The following is a 22532-nucleotide window of genomic DNA, read 5'->3' on the forward strand; positions in this document are numbered from 1 at the left end:
GGCTCCATGAAATTAACGGGGCGCTGGATCGCCTATTAGGGAAAATCGTACGGTCTACGTTACAGACGCCAGATATGGAGATCCTTTGAGATTTCTGTACCTGCCAAGGTTCGATATTGCGAAATATCGGGCAAACACGGGTGGTACCACGGAAGCTACAGCCTTTCGTCCCTCAGTAACAGCAAGTCTGTTCTAGGGATGAAAGGTTTTTTTGTTTTTACAAATGTCAGCTGTATGTAAATTTTGTAAAGGAGGATGACCAATGAGTGCACAAATTCCTGAAGTTAGGTCAACCGATGAATTACGTGAAAAGTGGATGAAGCCTGAAGTGATTACAGGTTCGGAAATTTTACTCCGTAGCCTTTTGCTAGAGGGAGTGGAATGTGTCTTCGGATATCCTGGTGGTGCAGTGCTTTATATCTATGATGCCATGTACGGCTTCAAGGATTTCAAGCATGTCCTCACTCGTCATGAGCAGGGAGCTATTCATGCGGCAGATGGTTATGCACGGGCAAGCGGTAAAGTTGGTGTCTGTATCGCGACTTCCGGACCTGGAGCGACAAACCTGGTAACTGGCATAGCGACAGCTTTTATGGATTCGGTGCCGTTGGTGGTCATCACAGGTAACGTTGTATCTTCCCTGATCGGTACAGATGCTTTCCAGGAAGCTGATATCACGGGAATTACAATGCCGATTACGAAGCACAGCTATCTGGTGAGAGATGTAGAGGATCTGCCGCGAATCATCCATGAGGCATTTCATATTGCCAACACAGGTAGAAAAGGACCCGTGCTGATTGATATTCCGAAGGATGTCTCCGCAGCCCAGACGTTGTTTGTTCCACAGACGGAACCTGTGACCATGCGGGGTTATAACCCGAAAGTATTGCCCAACAAAATTCAACTAGACAAGCTGACTCAAGCTATTGCCGAAGCAGAACGTCCATTCATTCTGGCAGGTGGAGGAGTTGTATACTCCGGTGGACATGAAGCACTTTACGAGTTTGTTCGTAAAACGGAAATTCCGATTGCGACAACATTGCTTGGATTGGGAGGATTCCCAAGTGGACATGAACTCTGGACAGGGATGCCGGGAATGCACGGAACATACACCTCCAACCAGGCGATTCAACAGTCAGATTTGCTAATCTGTATCGGTGCCCGTTTTGATGATCGGGTGACAGGCAAGTTGGATGGATTTGCTCCTCAGGCAAAAATCGTACACATTGATATCGATCCTGCTGAAATCGGAAAAAATGTTGCTGCGGATATTCCAATTGTAGGCGACGTGAAGGCAGTATTGGAATTGCTGAATCAGGATGTGAAACGCGCGGATCTGGCGGATGCATGGAGAGCGCAAATTCAGCAATGGAAGGCCGACAAACCTTTTTCTTATAAGGATTCTGAAACAGTGCTTAAACCACAATGGGTTATCGAATTGTTGGATAAAACGACCAAGGGCGGAGCAATCGTTACGACGGACGTAGGACAGCATCAAATGTGGGCAGCACAGTATTACAAATTCAATCAGCCACGCTCATGGGTCACCTCTGGTGGACTGGGTACGATGGGATTTGGTTTCCCTTCTGCCATCGGCGCTCAGATGGCCAATCCCGACAGATTGGTAATATCGATTAACGGAGACGGCGGCATGCAGATGTGTTCGCAGGAATTAGCCATCTGTGCAATCAATAACATTCCGGTCAAAATCGTAATCATTAACAACCAGGTACTTGGAATGGTTCGGCAATGGCAGGAATTGATCTATAACAATCGGTATAGTCACATTGATCTGGCTGGCAGCCCGGATTTTGTGAAATTGGCCGAAGCATACGGTGTTAAAGGACTGCGTGCTACGAATAAGGAAGAAGCACGTCGGGCTTGGCAGGAGGCGCTTGATACACCCGGACCGGTCGTTGTCGAGTTTGTAGTCAGCAAGGAAGAGAATGTATATCCGATGGTGACGCAAGGTTCGACCATTGATCAAATGCTGATGGGGGACGAATAAAATGACGACAAAAAATACCATTGCTGTACTGGTAAATGATCATCCCGGCGTTTTGCAGCGTGTGTCCGGACTGTTTGGTCGCCGTGGCTTTAACATTGAGAGCATAACTGTGGGTCAATCGGAGGAAGTTGGATTATCCCGTATGGTCATTGTGACTGTAGGAGATGAGAACAACTTGGAGCAGATTGAAAAGCAGCTTTACAAGTTGGTGGATGTGATCAAGGTCATCGATCTCAGTTCCAAGCCGATGGTTGCTCGGGAATTGGCAATGATTAAGGTAAAGGCTGAACCGCCTCAGCGACCAGAAATTATGGGCGTGGTAGAAACGTTCAGAGCAGCTGTAATTGATGTTGGAACGACGAGCTTGATCGTTCAGGTCATTGGCGATACCGAAAAAATTGATGCGATGATCGAGTTATTGAAGCCTTATGGTATTCGCGAGTTGACCCGAACCGGGGTTACAGCTATGATACGTGGCAATGCATAGTATAAAGCTTTAACGATTTACCGCTTATTACGCATTACATCATTAAAGAACCGCCCGCATAAGAGCGGGTGCTCGAAGAGATTTATATATACCAATCATGAGGCGTAGTCTCTTGGAGTACCCGCTCATTATGAAGGGTCCAATTAAAAGGAGGAAATTAACCATGGCAGTTACAACGTACTACGAAAAAGATGCAGAACTCAGCGTATTGAAAGGAAAAACAGTGGCCGTAATTGGTTACGGTAGCCAAGGACATGCTCAAGCACAAAACTTGCGTGACAGTGGTGTAAATGTTGTTATTGGTTTGCGTGAAGGCAAATCAGCTGATGTCGCAAGAAACGATGGTTTTGAAGTTCTGAACGTAGCTGATGCAACAAGCCGTGCAGATGTGGTTCAAATTTTGTTGCCTGATGAAACTCAAGCTTCTGTCTACAAAAATGAAATCGAACCTAACCTGAAAAAAGGCGCAGCACTTTTGTTCTCCCATGGTTTCAATGTTCATTTTGGACAAATCGTAGCTCCTAAAGATAGCGATGTATTGCTAGTTGCTCCAAAATCCCCAGGACATATGGTACGTCGTACCTATGTAGAAGGATTTGGTGTACCGGGGTTGATTGCAATTGAGCAGGACGCAACAGGTCAAGCCAAAGAGATCGGTCTTGCTTACGCAAAAGGCATTGGCTGTACACGTGCGGGCGTAATTGAAACCTCCTTCCGTGAAGAAACGGAGACGGACCTGTTCGGTGAGCAGGCAGTATTGTGTGGCGGTGTGAGCGCACTCGTAAAAGCGGGCTTTGAAACATTGACTGAAGCGGGATATGCTCCTGAGATGGCATACTTCGAATGCTTGCATGAGCTTAAGCTGATCGTTGACCTGATGTATGAAGGTGGATTGGCAACAATGCGTGATTCCATCAGTAATACAGCGGAATATGGCGATTATGTAACTGGACCACGTGTGGTAACAGAAGATACGAAGAAAGCCATGAAGGATGTATTGACTGACATTCAACAAGGTAAATTTGCTCGTGACTTCATCCTTGAAAATCAATCTGGACGTGCATTCCTGACGGCTACTCGTCGTAATGAAGCTAACCATCCGATTGAAGTAGTGGGCGGACAATTGCGTGAAATGATGCATTGGATCAAAAAGTAACAACCTTTTGTACTATAAGCTCGACAACATGAATTATTATAAATATTAAATTACAATGCGGCCCTGCTTATTGCGTGAGCCGCATTGTAATTTAAGGGTCCAAATCCTGAGGAGGTGCGTTAGGTTGCGCAAAATATATATATTTGACACAACGTTGAGAGACGGAGAACAGTCACCTGGCGTGAACTTGAATACTCGTGAGAAAGTGGAGATCGCTCATCAGTTGGAAAAGCTGGGGATCGATCGTATGGAGGCTGGGTTCCCGGCGGCTTCTCCGGGTGATTTGGCGGCTGTGAATGCAGTAGCAAAAGCTGTAAAAAATTCAACCGTTATTGGCCTTTCGCGTGCAAGGGAACAGGATATTGATGCGGTTCGTGAGGCACTTAAGGGAGCACAGGACCCGTGTATCCATATCTTTTTGGCAACCTCGCCAATTCACCGTCAGCATAAGTTGCGGATGGAGAAGGCACAGGTATTGGAAACTGCTCGTGCAGCCATTCGCTACGGTTTGAAGTATTTGCCAAAAGTGGAGTTTTCATTGGAGGATGCAGGGCGTACGGAGCTTGATTTTGTAGTTGAAATGGTCACCATGGCTGTACAGGAAGGGGCTTCTGTCGTCAATATTCCAGATACGGTAGGTTACCTAACACCCTACGAATATGGAAATATATTCAAACATATTAAGCAAAATGTGGTCGATGTGGAGAAGATTCAATTGAGTGCACATTGCCACAATGACTTGGGAATGGCGACTGCTAATACGCTTGCTGCCATCCTGAACGGCGCAGATCAGATCGAGGGAACCATTAACGGTATCGGAGAACGTGCTGGAAACACGGCCATTGAGGAAATCGCCATGACACTAGAGACGAGGCAGGAATTTTTCCAAGCCAAAACATCTCTGCAACTGTCTGAAATTGCACGCACGAGCCGTTTGGTTAGCCGTTTAACGGGGATGGTCGTGCCGGGCAACAAGGCGATCGTGGGTGCCAATGCTTTTGCGCACGAATCAGGTATTCACCAAGACGGCATGCTGAAGGAAAAGACGACCTATGAAATTATGACACCGGAAAGTATTGGTCTGAAAGAAAGCAAGCTGGTACTGGGCAAGCATTCAGGACGTCATGCTTTCCGTGAGCGTTTGATCGAGTTGGGCTACGAATTGAACGAAGAAGATTTGAATCGCGCTTTTGGTCAGTTTAAGGATTTGGCTGATAAGAAGAAGGAAGTATCGGACGATGATATCTTGGCATTGCTGGAAGAAAAATTGGCGGATGCACCTGAAGTCTTCAAGTTGGAAACCATTTTCGTAACTTATGGGAACAAGGCTACGCCTTCCGCACAAGTGCGCCTGGTTAACGATGAAGGTCAGGTAATCGAGACAGAAGCTGAAGGAAATGGTTCAGTTGATGCGATCTATAATGCGATTGATCAAGCCAGCAGCGAGAGTGTTGTACTTTCTGATTACTCCATCAAATCTGTTACCCATGGCAAGGACGCTCTAGGTGAAGTACATGTGGTGCTGACTCAAAACGGAATATCTGTACAGGGACGCGGGGTAAGCACCGATATTTTGGAAGCAAGTGCACGAGCATATGTGGATGCACTGAATGGTTTGATCGACAAGCGTAAAAATTACAGCAATCGCGTAGACTATAAATCCTAATTTTATACAGGCCTAAAAAATGAAGGATCGGATGTTTCCGGTCCTATTTTCTTATTCTCTGATGAAAAAATCAGCTTATAGGCTAAGCCTATTAAATTGATAGATTCTATATCTTGGTCAAAGCCGTACTATTTATGTTACAAAGAATGTATGAGAAATACGGCTCTATGGCTGTATAACAAGAGGAGTGTACGTGATGGCAGACGTTAAAAAGATTGCAGTAATAGCGGGAGACGGAATCGGACCTGAAGTGGTGGCAGAGGCAGAGAAAATTTTGAAACGTACGGAAGAAGTGTTTGGCCTCTCATTTGAAACAGAGCATGCACTGTTCGGCGGGATTGCCATTGATAAGAAGGGGACTCCATTGCCGCAAGAAACACTGGCCGTATGTCAATCTGCAGATGCCGTGCTGCTGGGAGCGGTAGGAGGACCACAATGGGACAACAATCCTAAGGAGCTTCGTCCTGAAACCGGCTTGCTCGGTATTCGCAAAGAGCTTGGTCTGTTTTCAAATCTTCGTCCTGCTGTCGTTTTCGATTGTCTCAAGGACGCGTCTACATTGAAACCAGAGGTATTGGAAGGAACGGACTTGATCGTGGTGCGTGAACTGACGGGCGGTATTTATTTCGGTGAAAAGTACAGACGAGAGAGTGCTCAGGGTGAAGAAGCGGTCGATACTTGCGCATATAATGTAACAGAAGTAGAGCGTATTGTTCGCCAATCTTTCGAAATTGCACAGAAACGTCGCAAAAAACTCGCATCGGTGGATAAGGCTAATGTACTGGAAACTTCTCGTTTATGGCGGGAAGTCGTAAACCGGGTCGCTGTAGATTATCCAGATGTCGAGCTTGAGCATGTATTGGTCGATAACTGTGCCATGCAATTGCTGCGTCGCCCATCCAGTTTTGACGTTATCGTAACGGAAAATATGTTTGGTGACATTCTTAGTGATGAAGCAGCTATGCTGACTGGGTCCATCGGTATGCTCTCCTCTGCATCACTGGGAGAAGGCAGCTTCGGTCTGTACGAGCCGGTGCACGGCTCGGCGCCTGATATTGCAGGTCAAGGACTGGCGAATCCTATTGCAACGATTTTGTCCGTTGCTTTGATGTTCCGCCTCACCTTCGGGTACGAGAAAGCAGCTGACGCTATTGAGAAGGCGGTAGCTGAGGTACTGGATGCAGGACACCGTACGGCAGATATCGCAGTGGATAAATCACAAGCGATTTCGACAGCTCAAATGGGTGACTTGATCGCAGCAGCTATTCGCTAAATTCTCCGGAAACGCACCCGTTCTGAAAAAAAGCTTCCTATTATATAGTGAGGTTATACAGTATAATTATATAGCAAATGTTTGACACAGTAGCTCCTGAGCAATCAGGAGCTACTTGCATATCAGAAAACCCTCAAAATGTGAATAAAGCGTGAATTTTTAAGCTAGTTTAAAATAATTATAAAAAAGTAATGGTTATAATATTGACTTTGATTTCAGCGAATGATAACATTTATCAAGTAGGTTGTTTATTACAAAACAGATGATTGAGAAAAACACAAATGGATGTTTTTCTTACATATTTTAAAGGAGGATTTCACATTATGGCAGAAAGATTGGTAGGAAGACCCGCACCTGATTTTGCATTGGAAACAGTATCTGGAGACGGTCAAGAATTTGGCTCGGTGAAACTTTCCGATTACCGTGGCAAGTGGCTCGTATTTTTCTTCTATCCTCTGGATTTCACTTTTGTATGCCCCACAGAAATTACAGCATTGAGTGATGCTGCTGACCAATTCAAAGAGCTGGATACTGAAATTTTGGGTATCAGTGTAGACTCTGTGCATAGCCACAAAGCATGGATCAACACAGCTAAAGAAAACAACGGTCTGGGCAAACTGAACTTCCCATTGGCTTCTGACATCACGAAAAAAACAGCAAGCGACTATGGCGTTCTGATCGAAGAAGAAGGCGTTGCATTGCGCGGCTTGTTCATCATTGATCCAGAAGGCGAATTGAAATATCAAGTGGTTAACCACAACGATGTAGGCCGCAGCGTAGAAGAAACATTGCGTGTACTGCAAGCTTTGCAATCCGGTGGCTTGTGCCCAATGAACTGGAAACCAGGCGATAAAAATCTGTAATATTAGCTTTACAAGTTGAACTTAAACAAGCAAGCCCCCAACAAGCGGTTACTTTACCGTTGTTGGGGGCTTGCTTGCCTGCGCGATCAAGCGGAAGATATGGGAATAGCCTGTCTGAATCATATAATACAGAGTGAAGTAACAAATAATTATGGAAATGTTGCTGTGTTCTGGAGGAATTTTGCCTGATGAAAGCGAATAAGGTATTGTAGAAGATAAACAAGGCAGAACAGGTTTTGTTCAGAGGAGGCTGAGCCCGGATGAGTTATTGCTGTGGAGCAAGCATGGTAGGAACCAAGGGAACGCTGAAGCATTACCGCACCCAAGTCCATAATGTTCCTTTGCTGTTTTGCCCGGTATGTCGTCGCATTGAAGTTCATTATAAAGTCGAAAATGAGTATGAAATTTTGGCTGAGTATGCACATGGAGATGGGGCATCCGAGATTGATTTTCAGGATTATGTCATGGAAGACGATGACACGATATTCGAAAATTGTGTAAATCGTGAGAGTGAAGATGCATTTGAAATTGTGAAGCGCCAAATTGACATGTCGCTGGATTTATTGACGGTAGCCAAACAAATGAACGATGAGAAATGGCAGGGAGAGCTTAAGAGAAGACTGGCTGTTATGAGTCAAAGACGATCCCGGCTTCAACATAATAAGAGCGGCAGTTGACATCCTACACACCAAAGAAGCTCTCAAATCTGGAGAGCTTCTTTGGTGTGTAGGGCGCTTATTTTAACTTATTCTTTTATTTGGGTAAGTTGCGCAGATATTATGACGAAAGAAAATAGGATAAAAATGTGGATTCGACACTTTTTCCGATTGACTGTGATCCTTAATGTTGTCTATCATAAAATAAGACTCGAATCGCAAAAAATGGTCGGAGTTGATTGAAACTGTTTTCTACACCATTTGAAGGGTAATCGATAGATACCTTTCTCTTCTTCAAGAATATTACACGTCCGATACGGCCAGTTTATCATTCCGATACAAGGGGGAAGCCTGGCATGATCAGTGAATTCCAAGAAGCCTTGCTTGATACCGTGGGAGCTTGCCCTTCCACACAGATCGCCAATAATAAGTATGAAAATGTACTGGAGAACCTGGATAGTGGTATCATGCTGTTTGACAGTGACGGGGTACTGACCTTTATTAACGTGCAAATGGCGAGATTACTGGAGTTACCACGTAGTTCGCTTGCGGGTCGCAACCTGATGCAAATTTTGCATCATCCTGAGTTAAGTCGGTTTAAGAAGAAGAAAATCATGCGGATTTACAAAGAAACTATCTTTCATAGAAAGCGCTATCACGAGTTGATTGATGAGTATGGTCGGCATTGGTTGATAACAGTGACCTACGGTGATCAGATGGATGGCGATTTTTTGTTTAGTGTAAAGGATGTGTCGGATTATAAGCAGATTGAGCAGACGGCGTATCAAAACGATAAGCTGGCAATGTTGGGACGTATTTCAGCCTCTATCGCCCATGAAATCCGTAACCCACTTACTGCAATCCGGGGTTTTATTCAATTGCTTCGGCCGCACTTGGTGGAGTTGGGCAGGGATGAGTATGCTCGCATTATTTTAACCGAAATTGATCGTGCAAACGACATTATTTACGAGTTTTTAAATTCGTCCAAGCCTTCGGCTCCGCAAAAAACGGCTGTATCTGTGATGGGACTGTTGAAAGAAGTAGTGATGCTGACAGAAAGCGAGGCGTTGATGAAGGGCTGCCAGATCGCACTGGATGAAAATGATGAGCTCATGAAGGTTTCCATTGACGTGAAGCAGATTAAGCAGGTTATCCTCAATATGATTAAAAATGCGATGGATGCCATTGAAAGCATCAGCGGGGAACGAGAGGGATTCATTGTTATCCATACAGTGCTTGAGGGCTCTTATGTCCACATCTGCATTGAAGACAACGGGTTAGGCATGGATCACAATACATTATCGCGTTTATTTGATCCTTTTTTTACAACAAAAGAAAGTGGAACCGGCCTGGGATTGGCTGTGAGCTATCGTATAATCAAAAATCACGGAGGATTCATTCATGTAGACAGTAAGCATGGAAGCGGTACACAATTTAAAATCACACTTCCTGTAGTCTAATATGGTGAGATTTTCGCAGAGGGATCCTGTACATACTATTTCTGTTGTGGTGTGCAGCGTTGGGGTATAGGTATCACCTAATTGAAAAATGTCGTCTGAAGCGCATGATCTGAAAAGATGATGCGCTTTTTTGGTACTGTAAGCTCGTGTATTTGCGCAAATGCGAAAATAAATTCATGGATATAGAACAAAAAAATGATTCACCTTTCACAGATTAAATGCTATTATATACCAGAATACAACATTTTTTTTGATACTATAGACTTAAACAACGGCTTCCAAAGCTGTCGAACGTCTTAGATGATCGGAATTTCCGATATGCAGGGGGCTGAAGAGGCTGAATGAATATACGGCTGGAAGTAAAAAAATCGATAGGCATTGGTATTGCCGCCATAGTTTTGTTTGTCTTAGTTCAGTTATTTCACGTAACTTTGAATAAAATATACTCCTACAATGTATTTTTCTTGTTATATCCGATTATAGGGTTTGCTTGTGCGGCGGTTTGTTTTTCTATTTTTTATCAATCTTGGTCCGTTTTGCTGGAACAGTTAACTTGGCAGAGACTTCTTATTGCCCCAACGTTTCTGGTGGCTGGTCTGCTTTATCTGGTTCATATCGTTTCGTTTAGTTTCGTAAGCCTGACGGACCTTGCTTTGTCTCCGGGCATTTCGTTGTGGCTACTGTTTGTAAATCGTGCCTTTACCTCTGTCATGCTTCTATTCGTTTGTTCTCTCCCATTTAGAAAGACAAAGTCTGAATACAAGACAGTGGCTTTATGGGCAGGGATAGGCTGTACGTTGCTGATTCTAGGAGTTATTAAGGCATATGATGCAGGCTTACCGGATCTACGTATACGGTACGAATTAGGCAACCTGGGTTGGACATTGAATCTGGTTGTCATGTTACTGCTGATGCTTACATTTATTTTTGGAGTACGAAAATATCGGAAAGTCCGCCCCGCAGAGTTAGGCATGTTGCTTATGGTTCGTGGGATCGGGCTGTGCGTAGTGAGTCAGTTGTTCTATTTATTTTCTGAGCAAATGAGTGATATCAATCATCTTATAGGACTTTTGACTAACGTGATTGCGTTTTATAATCTGTTGAGCGGTCTGGTCAGGCTTATGGTTCTGGTACCTTATCGGGAAAAACAGGCGGCAGAATCTGAGTTTAATCATATTGCTTATAACGATGATATAACAGGCCTACCCAATCGGCGGCGTCTTTCCCAACGCTTGGATAAAATATTGCGCAATTCATTGAAATCTGATGAGACAGTAGCGCTTTTAGTGCTAAATATTGATCGCTTCAAAGCGATTAATGATTCGCTTGGGCATACGGCAGGCAATTATTTGCTGTATGCGGTAGGCGAACGTTTGGGGCATTTTTGCCGTGAAGGTGAAGCAGTCTTTAGCATGGGTGGAGATGAATTTGCCTTTCTTCTAATGGGCTACGAGGATTCAGATGCCATGCGAAATCGCATAGATGATATGGTGAAGCTGTTCGATCAGCCTTTTGATATTAATGGGGAGTCTTATCATGTGATGGTGAGCGTTGGCATAGCTTTGTACCCGTCGGATGCGAATCAGAGTGAACAACTTATTCAGCAGGCGGATACTGCTGTTCATAGTGCCAAGGAGCAAGGAGTGAATTTTCAGCGGTATGCTAGTGCGATGCAGATGCGAGCGCATGAAAGGCTCCAGTTGGAGAATGATTTGCGGCGAGCGCTTGAAAATGAAGAGTTTTCATTGGTGTATCAGCCACGTGTCCACCTGCAAAGTGGCGAGCTAACGAGTTTGGAGGCGCTGGTGCGTTGGAATCATCCTCATCGCGGGATGGTAATGCCGGGTGATTTTATTCCCGTAGCTGAAGAAAGTGGCCTAATCGTGCCCTTGGGGGAATGGGTGTTGCGTGAGGCATGTCTCCAAAATAAGCAGTGGCAGGAACTGGGGTATCCATCGATCCCGATTTCGGTTAATTTATCCATGCGCCAATTTCAGCAAAAAAAACTGGTGGATGTCATTCGGGGAATATTGGCCTATACGAAACTGGACCCACGCTATTTAGAACTGGAGATTACCGAAAGTATGACTTTTGATAAGGACCGAGCCTTTGAACAGTTGAAAAAAATAAAGGCTATCGGTGTTGCAATCAGTATTGATGATTTTGGAACAGGCTATAGCTCATTGCATTATTTGAAGAATCTTCCGATTGATCGTCTGAAAATTGACCGTTCCTTTGTAAATGAGGTGCTGGTTGACAGCAAAAATGCGGCCATTGTATCTACCATTGCCTCTATGGCCCACCATTTGAAGCTGAAGGTTACGGCTGAAGGGGTGGAGAATGAGGAGCAGCTTCAATTTTTGCAGGCGCAGGATTGTCATGAAGGGCAGGGGTATTACTTTAGCCGCCCCATTCCGGCAGAAGTTTTTGAGAAATTGTTTTTACGTAAACCTGTGAATTGGCTGGCTCAGGATGGCGTGTAGTATGCTTGCATTTTGCAGAAAGGTAAGTTATACTAAATACCATCCTGATTCAGTTAGTTGACAAAGGTTTGTGCATGTCATACATAAGAATCAAGATGTTATATAATGCGGGTGTAGTTCAATGGTAGAACTTCAGCCTTCCAAGCTGATAGCGTGGGTTCGATTCCCATCACCCGCTTACGATTTTAAAAATTTTGAAACCCTTGTGATTCAAGGGTTTTTATTTTGTTTTCAATAAAATATATTTTAGCCGGGATACCAATGAGGAATCCCGGCTTTTTTGTGTTCCTACGAACTATTTTCACGCTGTTAAATAATACAATATTAAATATTTCTCTTATATGCTATAAATAAACAGATAAATAGAACTATTTACCATTTTACGAAAAAAGTATAGTCTCATAATTGGAATTTAATATAAAAGAAGGATGGTGTAGCTGCGATGAGAAAAATCTCTTTTCTTATAGCTTTAGCCTTTGTGCTTTTTACCTTCTCAGCAAGTGCTACGTTCGCTGCAACTGATTTCCCAAATACGTCAACGAATGGCATGTTTGGTTTTGCTGGACAGGCTAAAAGCGAAACTGGAGCTTTAAAGCCTGCTACAACAGGGGGCAAAAATGGTCAGGTCATCTACATTAATAATCTAAACGAATTGAAAAATCAGCTAGGGGATTCAACTCCCAAAATTCTGGTCATCGAAAAGAATATTTCTGCTTCTTCTAAAACTGTGGTCAATATCGGTTCTAACAAATCGCTAATCGGCTCTTATGCGCAAAATAAGCTAGTCAATATTCATTTAAAAACAACAGCTAACTCGGGAAATGTGATCTTTCAAAATTTAACTTTTGAGCACAGTGCCAGCATTAATGGTAACGATGATATCCAGCTATATCTTACGGCGGGCACAAATTATTGGATTGATCATGTTACTTTTGCAGGTCATAATTATAATGCAAATGGCTCGGATCTGGACAAGCTTTTGTACATAGGGCAATCGGCTGATTATGTAACCATTAGCAACTCCAAATTTGCTAATCATAAATATGGCCTTATTCTGGGTTATCCTGATGACAGCAATAAAAATTATGATGGCATGCCCCATATTACGATTGCCAATAATTATTTTGAAAACTTACTTGTACGTGGTCCAGGTCTGATGAGATATGGATATTTTCATGTGAAAAATAATTATATTAATAATTTTCAGTTGGCTTACACAATAGCAACCAATGCACGAATTTATTCCGAAAATAATTATTTTGGAAAAGGTAGCGAAAAGGGTGGTATTCTGGATGATAAAGCCAATGGGGAATTCAAAGATGTAGGTAGTTTTCCAGCTATCACCAAACAAAAATCGCCTGTGACCCGATGGAATCCGAGCAAGAACTACAGCTATCAAGTTCAAACTCCTGAATATACTAAAGAATTCGTAACTAAGTATGCAGGTTCGTCCAATACAACGTTGGTGTTTGGAAAATAAAACGGGTATTGCAAAAATACTGTGATCTGCTATACTGGCTGCAAGTAAGTATCCCATAAAAAGGAAGGTAACCATACGTCCGATGAAGTAAGCACACTGATTTTCCTACTCAACTGCACGTTACTGGCAGGCGGCTGCAAGCTGCAACGGGAGAAGTGTGTCTGAAATGAAAGTAGGGACGTATGCGTATATTTCCGAAACGGGATTTGTTTTTTTCGTTCGCGGTGTTATTTTTCATATGCATAAGTTCTGAAACAATTCATAACAGTCATTCTATATTCCCGTATGCAAGCCGCAGCCTTCTGCGGCTTTTTTATTGCTTCTGGTGTGAAAGCCGGACTGGGAAAGGATGATCGTGGTATGAAAACCATTTTGCGAGTTCGCAATGTAGTCAAAGAATGGAACGGGACAGCTTTATTTGAGAATGTGTCGCTGGATGTGATGGAAGGAGAACGGCTCGCGCTGTTTGGAAGAAATGGAGCAGGTAAAACAACACTATTGCGAATATTACTGGGAGATGAAGCGCCAACCTCTGGTCAAGTAGAGCATGATTTGCCGCTGGAAGAACGCGGCTGGCTGAAGCAACAGGATACGGTGGATGGGTCTCTAACCGCACTGGAGGCCGCACAGCAGGCCAGCCCTAGGCATTGGCGTCTCAAGCAAGCGTTGGGACAGCTGGAAGCTGATCTAGCCGATGATGGAAAGGATATGGAGCAGCAACTGGAGCGTTACGGCGAGCTGATGGATGAATACGAACGCCTGCAAGGCTTTGCTTGGGAGTCTGAGGTGGAAAAGGCGCTCACCCGAATGGGAATGCCTGCACAGACGTGGTCCATTGCTTATGGTGATCTGAGTGGCGGACAGAAGACGAGAGTACGACTGGCTGGCCTGATGGTCAGGCAGCCCAAGCTGCTGGTACTGGATGAGCCAACAAACCATTTGGATGCTGAAAGCTTGCTCTGGCTGGAGCAGTGGCTGTCCTCGTATCTTGGAACACTGCTGTTTGTATCGCATGACAGAGCCTTTTTGGATCAGGTGGCTACGAGTATAGTTGAGCTTACATCCACAGGTATTGAGCGCTATAAAGGCGGTTATAAGGAATATAAAGAGCAAAAGGAGCGGGAACTGCGAGAGCAGGAGACGAGCTATCGGAAGCAGGAACTGGCGAGACAGGCGCTGGAGGAAACGATTCGAAATTACTGGGAATGGTTTCAGCAGGCGCATCGTGGCGCATCCAAGGTTGAGATGGCCATTACGCAGAGTTTTTACAAGGCCAAGGCTAAAAAAAATATTTCCCGTTATCATGCGAAGGAGAAGGAACTGGAGCGACTGGAGGCTAACAGGGTAGAGCAACCGCGTGAAGCTCCGTCTTTGCACATGAAATTAAGTGACAGCGGGTTTCAGGCTAAATATTTGCTGCGTACTGAGCAGGTTGACTTTAGCTACGAAGACCATGTCATCGTGAAAAATCTAAATCTGAACGTTGCACGTGGGGATCGATTGGCTGTTCGGGGGCCCAATGGAATTGGCAAAACCACGCTGCTTCGGTTATTAACAGGTCAGCTCGAACCGAAGACGGGAAAAATAACAGCCAACCCACAGTTGAACATCGGGTATTTTTCACAGGAGTTGGAGCAGCTTCCGGAGGATCAGACGTTGCTCGACAGTCTACTTGCACTCCCAACAATGACCCAAACAGAAGCGAGAACGGTGCTGGGCTGTTTTCTATTTGCCAAAGAGGACGTATTCAAAAGGATCGGAACGCTCAGTATGGGAGAAAAATGCAGGGTAGCTTTTCTGCGTCTGTACTTTAGTGGAGCCAATCTGCTGGTGCTGGATGAACCGACGAATTACTTTGACATTGAAACCCGTGAAATTGTAGAGGATTCTTTACGCCGATATAATGGGGCGTTGGTACTCGTCTCGCATGACCGGGAGCTGGTGCGTTGTACGGCAACTCGGTTACTCGATATGAAGCCGGGCGGCGGATATGAAATCTATGAAGGGACGGCCGACGAAAAACAAGAAGATGAACGGAGCCGTATCCGAGAGCCTAAGGATCAGGAGGAGCGGGAGGAACGTCTTCGATTACAGTTGCGTCTTACCGAACTGATGGGAATGACGGGGACGAATGAAGAAAATGAGGAGCTCTTGAGCGACATCAGGCGCATTCGTGCCAAGCTAGATCAGTTGAATGATCCCGATATCTGAAGGAATGAAATATAGGCGCTGCTTGCCAAAGTGCAGTAGTTTGCATATAATAATGAGCAATAGTTCGTATTTTGAAAATGTCTTGATGGAGAAGAGTAGACAGTGTCCGATTGAACAGGGAGGAAGCGCCGTAGGATTGAGAGCGTTTCTGCAAATATTGGGCTGTTGAAGTTCGCTCCGGAGCAGTTCCTTGAACCTCAAGCGTCATGTAAATGTCGGTTGTGCAAGTAGGGGATACCGGTTCACGACCGTTACAACGTGCAGAGCGAGACGATGATGCATAGCATGAATGATCACCCGTACTGATTGCCACAAGGCAACGCATCGGGTAGCTGAACTTCATTGTCTAACGAGGGTGGTACCACGGTCTTTTCGTCCCTTTTCGGGAGAAAAGACCTTTTTTTGTTGTCTGAAAAGCTGGATATGAAGAAAGGGGACTGAACAGGCGATGAGCGAAACCATCCAAATGAAGGAACATTTGCTGGCCTTGAAGGAAGAAGCACTGGAAGTATTGGAGAAGGTGGCAACACCCAAGGAGCTGGCTGATCTACGAGTTAAATATTCGGGTAAAAAGGGTGCACTGACCGAAATTTTGCGCGGTATGGGCAAGCTGAGCGCGGAAGAGCGTCCAGTTGTTGGACAGGTAGCCAATGAGGTGCGCGAGGCGATTGAAGAGGTCGTTAACCGTAAGCAGGACGAGTTCACGAAAGCAGAAACGAATGAGCGCTTGCAAGCAGAAAAAATCGACGTTACGTTGCCTGGACGCGCAATGCCGCAAGGCGGGCTTCACCCACTTAACAAAGTGATCGAGCAAATCGAGGATATTTTTACAGGTATGGGATATCGAGTGGCTGAGGGTCCGCAGGCAGAGACCGATTATTATAACTTCGAAGCATTGAATCTGCCTAAAAATCACCCGGCACGCGATATGCAGGATTCATTTTACCTGACCGAGGATCTGTTGATGCGTACTCATACGTCACCGGTTCAGATTCGCGCGATGGAGGCGATGAAGGGTGAAACGCCTATTAAGGTAATTTGTCCAGGTACGGTATTTCGACGTGATGATGACGATGCAACACATTCCTTCCAATTCCACCAAATTGAAGGTCTGGTAGTTGGGAAAGACATTCGTATGAGTGACTTAAAAGGAACCTTGCTGCAATTTGCACGCGAAATGTTCGGGGAATCGACCGAAATCCGGTTGCGCCCAAGCTTCTTCCCTTTCACCGAGCCAAGTGCTGAAGTAGACGTGACTTTTGTAAAGAAAAACGGTGAACGCGTGTGGATTGAAATTTTGGGCTGTGGTATGGTGCATCCGAAAGTGCTGGAAATGGGTGGCTTTGATCCCGAGGTGTACAGTGGCTTTGCATTCGGTATGGGTGTAGAACGGATAGCCATTTTGAAATACGGTATTGACGATATTCGTCATTTTTATAACAGCGATCTGTCGTTCTTGAAGCAGTTTGCGCGTCAATAAACAACTATATCAAGGGAAGTGAACCCATATGAAAGTATCATTCGAATGGCTGTCCGAGTATGTATCACTGGATCAAGTGAGTGCGGAGGAGCTGGCAGAAAAAATCACCCGTTCGGGCATTGAAATTGATGGAGTCGAACATCGTAACCAGGGAATTACTGGCGTCGTTGTAGGCTATGTCAAAAGCAAGGAAAAGCACCCGGATGCGGATAAGCTGAATGTGTGTATTGTCGATGCGGGTCAGGGAGAAGACTTGCAAATTGTGTGTGGTGCCAAGAACGTGGATGCAGGTCAAAAGGTACCCGTTGCAGTTGTAGGTTCCAAGCTTCCAGGAGATTTCCATATTAAAAAGGCCAAGCTGCGTGGTGTTGTGTCCATGGGCATGATCTGCTCGGCCAAAGAATTGGGCATGAATGATAAGCTGTTGCCAAAAGAGTTGCAGGAAGGCATTTTGGTACTGCCAGAGGATGCTGAAATTGGTACGCCAATTACGAAGCTGCTTGCCCTGGATGATCAGGTGCTGGATTTTGATTTGACACCCAACCGCTCGGATTGCCTGAGCATGCATGGAGCTGCATATGAAGTAAGTGCCATTCTAGGACGTGACATTTCGCTCGCTGACCCTGCTAAGGATCTGGTGGAAATTAGCGATGCTGCGGGAGATCATTTGTCCGTTAAGGTAGGTACTCCTGAACTGTGCACACACTATGCAGCGCGTTATATCACAGGTGTTAAAGTGGGCCCTTCCCCGTTATGGATTCAAAACCGTCTAATGGCGGCAGGTGTTCGTCCGATCAATAATATCGTAGATATTACGAACTACGTTATGCTGGAATATGGTCAGCCGTTGCATGCTTTTGATGCGGATAAGCTGGAAAATGGAAATATTGAAGTTCGACTTGCTCGTACAGGCGAAACTTTGATTACACTTGACGATCAGGAGCGTAAGCTAGAACCACATATGCTGCTGATCACAGACGGTGTAAAGCCAATTGCATTGGCTGGCGTGATGGGCGGAGCCAATTCCGAGGTTACGGATGCGACAGTCAGCATTGCGTTGGAATCTGCGAAGTTTGACGGCGGTACCGTTCGCAAAACATCCCGCCAACTGGGACTGCGCTCGGAAGCAAGTCTGCGTTTTGAAAAAGAGATTGATCCAGGAGCTGTTATACCTGCTGTAAATCGTGCAGCTGCGCTGATTCAGCGTTATGCAGGGGGCACTGTACACCAGGGCATCGTAGAGTCTGCTTCTGCAAAAGCTAAAAACCACATAATCAAGCTGTCGCTAGATAAAATAAACCGATATTTGGGAACCGAACTGTCCCTGCTTGAGGTGAAGACGATTTTGGGTAGACTTCATTTTGGATGTGGCGATGCAGAACAAGGGGTGCTGGAAGTTGAAGTACCTACACGCCGTGGAGATATTACCATTGATGTGGACTTAATCGAAGAAGTGGCACGTCTGTATGGCTATGACAATATCCCAACCACGCCGATTGAGGGACCGACAACTCCAGGAGCTTTGACGGCATCGCAATCTCTGCGTCGCTCCTTGCGCAGATTACTGGCTCATGGTGGCTGGCAGGAAACGATCAGTTACTCTTTTGTGCATCCGCAAAGCACAGCTTTATTTAATGCTCTGACAGAAGGCAGCCATCCGGTACGTTTGGCCATGCCTATGAGCGAAGACCGTAGCGTTTTGCGTACGAGTATCATTCCGCAAATGCTGGATACAGCGGTGTACAACATGAATCGCAAGCAAGATAATCTGGCGATTTTTGAGATGGGAACTGTATTTTATACAGAAGAGCAAACATTAACCCGCCAGCCGCAGGAAATTCAAGTGCTGAGTCTGCTGCTGACTGGAGTGCGCCGTGAAAAACAATGGAACATCGGAGCCGAAAAGGTTGATTTCTTTGATATTAAAGGTGCGCTTGAAACGGTGTTTGATTATTTCGGACTAAGTGCCAGCATTCGTTATGTGGCTGACCAACCACAAAGCTACCATCCAGGACGTTCCGCTTCGGTATGGCTGGATGTGAATGGTAGCTCCCAGCGAATTGGTACGATTGGGCAGATTCATCCTGAACTGCAACAGTCCTATGGGCTGAACGATACGTATGTAGCTGAAATCGCGTTACAACAGCTCATTGAGCACGCAAACTCCCATATTCAGTTTAGAGAGCTGGCTCGCTTCCCGTCCGTGGAACGTGACATTGCCCTCGTGGTGAATAAAGACGTCGAGGCAGGTGAACTGCTTCGTGTTATTCACGCTGCAGGCGGAGAACTGTTGCAGGATGCACGGGTGTTTGATGTATTCACAGGCAGCAAGCTTGGTGAAGACAAGAAGAGCGTGGCTATTTCCCTGACCTATCGTCATTGGGAGCATACGTTGACGGATGAAGAGATTAATGCGGCGCATTCTCCTGTCGTTACGTCTCTGGAACAAACTTTTGGAGCGGAATTGAGAAAGTAGCAGGAAATGCGGGAAGCCGTATCGAATCTTAGTGACAGAGGTTCGATACGGCTTTTTGGCCTATCATCATAGAAGCTCTCTACTCTGATATTCACCCGCTGCGGGGAAGCCGGACTAATAAGGTTGAACGCTTCACGGAAGGCGGGTTACCCTAGTACCGGACACATCTTAGAATCAACATACAGTAGTATTGAAGGAGGGCATAATTGTGACTACACCAGATCGTACTCGCGTCACTGTAGAGATCTACGGTACTTCTTATAAACTTGTCGGCAGTAATAGTGATTATATGAAGCAGGTTGCCAATTACGTAGATGAACGTATGCACAGCATTTCTCAAGCTCATTCGCGTCTGGATATGCCCCGAATTGCCGTGCTGGCTGCGGTTCATATGGCTGAAGAAGCTGTACAAATCCAGGAGATTCAGAGCCACATGAACCGCTTGGCAGCTGAACGGGCGGAGCTCCGGGGAGATCTGGCCCAACTCCAGACGGCTCTAGGGGAACAGCAGCAGAAAAATACAGATATGCATCAAGCGCTTGTTCAACTAAGGGAAGAAAAAGAAACAACGCAGAAGAAGCTGATGGAGACCGAATCTGCATCAGCCAAGGAAATTGCCGAACTAAGGGGAAAGCTTGAACAGCAGGAGAAAAAAGCGGCTGAACTTGAAAATGCACAAAAACAAGCTAAGCGTGAATTGGAAGAATCTCGCCAAGAAGCTTCTCGTAAGCTGAAAGAGCAGCAAGAGGCTGCAAATGCGCGTGTCCGGCAGATAGAAGAGCAATTGAAGAAGGAAATAGCCGAAACGGCTAAACAAACTGAAGCTAAGCTTTCCGCTGCAGAAAAGGCTCATCAGGAGCAAAAGCGTATAGAGCTGGACAAGTTGCGATCTACTTTGCAGCAAGAGCATAGCCAGAAGATAAGCGAATGGGAGACCAAGTGTTCCGGGCTGAATGAGCAGCTGGAGCAGGAACGTAAACAGGCTGAATTGGCTCTAAATGAGGAAAAACTCCAGCATGAGGAAGCACAGAAACGTGCCGAGGAAGCTGCACTGGAGCAGGAGATTCGGATGGAGGAGCTTCAGGAGCAATTAGAACAAGTACAAGCAGGAAATGCAGAGCTTTCTTCTCGTCTGGAGAAGGCTCAAGAGCAGGCTACAGCATTGGAGCAACAACAGTCCGAGCTGGAGGATAAGCTGCAAGCACAGCAACAGGCGGCAATAGAGCGGGAGCAGGCAGATACGCTTGCGCGTGAAGAACTGCAAAGCAGGTATGATCAATTGGTGGATGAAGCCAAGGCTACGCAGCAGCAGGCGGCTAAACTGGAGGAAGAGCAGCGGCGGATGCAGAAGCTGCTGGAGCAAGCTCATGTATCTTCTCGCAAGCTGCAAAGCGAGCTGGCTACGCTGGCTGAAAGTGAGAAGTCATGGAAGAAGCTTGCAGAAGAACGTCAGTTGGCAGCCGACGAGTTGGAGCTTTCCCTGCTGGAAGCGCGTGAACAGAAGGAAGCGATAGAGGAACAACTGCAGCAGACTGTGGCTGAGGTTGAAGCTGCTAATGATAAATATGCTTCACAGCAGCAACGTCTGGTTCAACTTGAAGCGAAAATTAAGGAGCTATCACCTGAGCTGATTCGTGTTCAGGACGAGCTTGAGAAAGCCCAAGCCCGAGAGCAAGAGGGCGCGAAGGCGTATCAATCGCTTCAGGAGCAATATGGAAGCATGAAGAGCCGAGCTGGACAATTGGAGCAACATATTAAGCAACTCCAGCAGGAAAATCATGACCGGCAAAATGAACTGGAACATGCTGAGAAGGCATCTCTAGAATGGCAGCTTAAATACGATCAGTTGAAAGCTGAAGCTGAACGTCTGGAAGCTGAAGATGCTGCCCGTAAGGAAGAATTTGCTTCTTGGGAACGGGAAATAGCAGTAACGATTGAACAAAAAGAACAACTTCAGGAGGAGATTCGTTCCGCGGTTGAAGCTGCCAACACCGCGAAGGCTGAACAGCAGTCCGTGGAGCAGGAACGAATGGCCTTGCAGTCTGAGTTAGACGAAGTGGGTCAAAAATATGAAATGGCAGCTCATCAGCTTCGTTTATTACAAGTACAACAGGATATAGACCGAGAAAATGCAGAGAAGATTTCGACTGAATTACGTCAACTCAAGGAAGAATATACCAAGCTTCAAACCGAGTATAATGAATGGATTGAACTTATCGAACAGGATCAGTAGATACGGATTATAATTGTAAGGCAATCCCCGGCTGCTCATGGCCGGGGATTGTTTGTTTATGGTATCGCTTAAGAAGTGTTAATGACAAAAGCTGTCCTTGGGCAGGATGAATCTGCTTCGGGACAGCTATGTTGGAAGGAGCTGCCGGAATTATTTTGCTTCCTTGCGCCCAGCTTCAAACGGTGTCGATACCGGAATGAACAAATCGATAATCCCGATAACCAATGCAGCGAGCAATGCGCCCATAATCGAAACACTAACATGGGCCACGACATATTGAGCGACCCAGATAACCAGAGCGCTCACTAGAAAACCAACGATACCGCGTCCAAATGGGGAAACGCGTCGACCAAATATCGCCTCGACGATATAGCCAATCAAGGCAATGACAATGGCAAGGATCAGCGCACTCCAAAAGCCGCCTACACTAAATCCGGGAACGATCCAGCTTACGACCATCAGAACCAGAGCGGCAACGATGAAACGTACAATGTGCCCAAGAATGCTCACGGAATAACCTCCTTTGTTTTTTGAATTAACAGGGTTAGACAAAGGTTAGTGTATGGCATGAAGAGCTTTCTTATGTGTAAAGCAGAGTTG

General features: G+C 45.6%; 15 protein-coding genes and 1 tRNA gene. 15 read left to right on the forward strand and 1 reads right to left on the reverse strand.

The annotated features are described in order from the left end of the window. Positions 1-262 precede the first annotated feature (262 nt). The 15 genes from ilvB (at position 263) to ACN6NF_RS07210 (ending at position 21932) form a co-directional block, all read left to right on the forward strand. Positions 263-2008: a biosynthetic-type acetolactate synthase large subunit gene (ilvB, locus tag ACN6NF_RS07140; RefSeq protein ID WP_474316448.1), complete on the forward strand. Its 1746-nt coding sequence runs from the start codon at positions 263-265 to the stop codon at positions 2006-2008. A 1-nt stretch (position 2009) separates the two neighbouring features. After that, positions 2010-2495 (forward strand): acetolactate synthase small subunit, encoded by a 486-nt coding sequence (ilvN, locus tag ACN6NF_RS07145; RefSeq protein WP_013370080.1) that lies wholly within the window; start codon positions 2010-2012, stop codon positions 2493-2495. A gap of 163 nt (positions 2496-2658) precedes the next feature. After that, positions 2659-3651, forward strand: a complete 993-nt coding sequence (gene ilvC, locus ACN6NF_RS07150) for a ketol-acid reductoisomerase (protein ID WP_013309387.1) — start codon at positions 2659-2661, stop codon at positions 3649-3651. Between the two features lie 124 nt (positions 3652-3775). Next, entirely contained in the window at positions 3776-5317 is a 1542-nt protein-coding gene (locus ACN6NF_RS07155) for a 2-isopropylmalate synthase (RefSeq protein ID WP_474316449.1), read from the forward strand. Between the two features lie 196 nt (positions 5318-5513). Further along, on the forward strand, positions 5514-6590 hold the full coding sequence (gene leuB / locus ACN6NF_RS07160) for a 3-isopropylmalate dehydrogenase (RefSeq protein ID WP_474316451.1): 1077 nt from the start codon (positions 5514-5516) through the stop codon (positions 6588-6590). 323 nt (positions 6591-6913) lie between these two features. Further along, positions 6914-7453, forward strand: coding sequence for a peroxiredoxin (locus ACN6NF_RS07165; protein WP_013370083.1), 540 nt, complete (start codon positions 6914-6916; stop codon positions 7451-7453). A gap of 260 nt (positions 7454-7713) precedes the next feature. Further along, positions 7714-8130 carry a hypothetical protein gene (locus ACN6NF_RS07170; protein ID WP_064963921.1) on the forward strand — a complete coding sequence of 139 codons (417 nt, stop codon included), beginning with the start codon at positions 7714-7716 and terminating at the stop codon, positions 8128-8130. A 335-nt stretch (positions 8131-8465) separates the two neighbouring features. Next, positions 8466-9569 carry an ATP-binding protein gene (locus ACN6NF_RS07175; RefSeq protein WP_474316452.1) on the forward strand — a complete coding sequence of 368 codons (1104 nt, stop codon included), beginning with the start codon at positions 8466-8468 and terminating at the stop codon, positions 9567-9569. Positions 9570-9910: 341 nt separating this feature from the next. Continuing rightward, positions 9911-12052 (forward strand): bifunctional diguanylate cyclase/phosphodiesterase, encoded by a 2142-nt coding sequence (locus ACN6NF_RS07180; protein WP_474316453.1) that lies wholly within the window; start codon positions 9911-9913, stop codon positions 12050-12052. A 107-nt stretch (positions 12053-12159) separates the two neighbouring features. Next, positions 12160-12230: transfer RNA gene (locus ACN6NF_RS07185), tRNA-Gly, on the forward strand. A 264-nt stretch (positions 12231-12494) separates the two neighbouring features. Then, a complete protein-coding gene (locus ACN6NF_RS07190; RefSeq protein WP_474316455.1) occupies positions 12495-13532 on the forward strand; it encodes a pectate lyase family protein in 1038 nt (345 codons plus the stop codon). A gap of 360 nt (positions 13533-13892) precedes the next feature. Next, the gene (gene abc-f / locus ACN6NF_RS07195) at positions 13893-15743 is read left to right on the forward strand and encodes a ribosomal protection-like ABC-F family protein (protein ID WP_474316456.1); all 1851 of its coding nucleotides are present in this window, start codon (positions 13893-13895) and stop codon (positions 15741-15743) included. Between the two features lie 448 nt (positions 15744-16191). Further along, the gene (gene pheS, locus ACN6NF_RS07200; RefSeq protein WP_474316459.1) at positions 16192-17223 is read left to right on the forward strand and encodes a phenylalanine--tRNA ligase subunit alpha; all 1032 of its coding nucleotides are present in this window, start codon (positions 16192-16194) and stop codon (positions 17221-17223) included. 28 nt (positions 17224-17251) lie between these two features. Further along, complete coding sequence (gene pheT / locus ACN6NF_RS07205) at positions 17252-19699, forward strand: phenylalanine--tRNA ligase subunit beta (RefSeq protein ID WP_474316460.1); 2448 nt, start codon at positions 17252-17254, stop codon at positions 19697-19699. A gap of 208 nt (positions 19700-19907) precedes the next feature. Beyond that, positions 19908-21932 carry a cell division protein ZapA gene (locus tag ACN6NF_RS07210; protein WP_474316462.1) on the forward strand — a complete coding sequence of 675 codons (2025 nt, stop codon included), beginning with the start codon at positions 19908-19910 and terminating at the stop codon, positions 21930-21932. A gap of 150 nt (positions 21933-22082) precedes the next feature. On the opposite strand, the gene ACN6NF_RS07215 is transcribed toward ACN6NF_RS07210, so the two are convergent. Beyond that, positions 22083-22442, reverse strand: a complete 360-nt coding sequence (locus ACN6NF_RS07215) for a phage holin family protein (protein WP_063209932.1) — start codon at positions 22440-22442, stop codon at positions 22083-22085. Between the last annotated feature and the right edge of the window lie 90 nt (positions 22443-22532).

The organism is Paenibacillus sp. TSM33 (assembly GCF_056099025.1).

Excerpts from the sequence above, each read along its gene's own strand:
- ACN6NF_RS07190 (WP_474316455.1), top strand. The coding sequence starts at position 12,495 with ATGAGAAAAATCTCTTTTCTTATAGCTTTAGCCTTTGTGCTTTTTACC.
- ilvN (WP_013370080.1), top strand. The coding sequence starts at position 2,010 with ATGACGACAAAAAATACCATTGCTGTACTGGTAAATGATCATCCCGGC.
- ACN6NF_RS07175 (WP_474316452.1), top strand. The coding sequence starts at position 8,466 with ATGATCAGTGAATTCCAAGAAGCCTTGCTTGATACCGTGGGAGCTTGC.
- pheT (WP_474316460.1), top strand. The coding sequence starts at position 17,252 with ATGAAAGTATCATTCGAATGGCTGTCCGAGTATGTATCACTGGATCAA.
- abc-f (WP_474316456.1), top strand. The coding sequence starts at position 13,893 with ATGAAAACCATTTTGCGAGTTCGCAATGTAGTCAAAGAATGGAACGGG.
- ilvB (WP_474316448.1), top strand. The coding sequence starts at position 263 with ATGAGTGCACAAATTCCTGAAGTTAGGTCAACCGATGAATTACGTGAA.
- ACN6NF_RS07165 (WP_013370083.1), top strand. The coding sequence starts at position 6,914 with ATGGCAGAAAGATTGGTAGGAAGACCCGCACCTGATTTTGCATTGGAA.
- ACN6NF_RS07180 (WP_474316453.1), top strand. The coding sequence starts at position 9,911 with ATGAATATACGGCTGGAAGTAAAAAAATCGATAGGCATTGGTATTGCC.
- ACN6NF_RS07170 (WP_064963921.1), top strand. The coding sequence starts at position 7,714 with ATGAGTTATTGCTGTGGAGCAAGCATGGTAGGAACCAAGGGAACGCTG.
- ilvC (WP_013309387.1), top strand. The coding sequence starts at position 2,659 with ATGGCAGTTACAACGTACTACGAAAAAGATGCAGAACTCAGCGTATTG.
- leuB (WP_474316451.1), top strand. The coding sequence starts at position 5,514 with ATGGCAGACGTTAAAAAGATTGCAGTAATAGCGGGAGACGGAATCGGA.
- pheS (WP_474316459.1), top strand. The coding sequence starts at position 16,192 with ATGAGCGAAACCATCCAAATGAAGGAACATTTGCTGGCCTTGAAGGAA.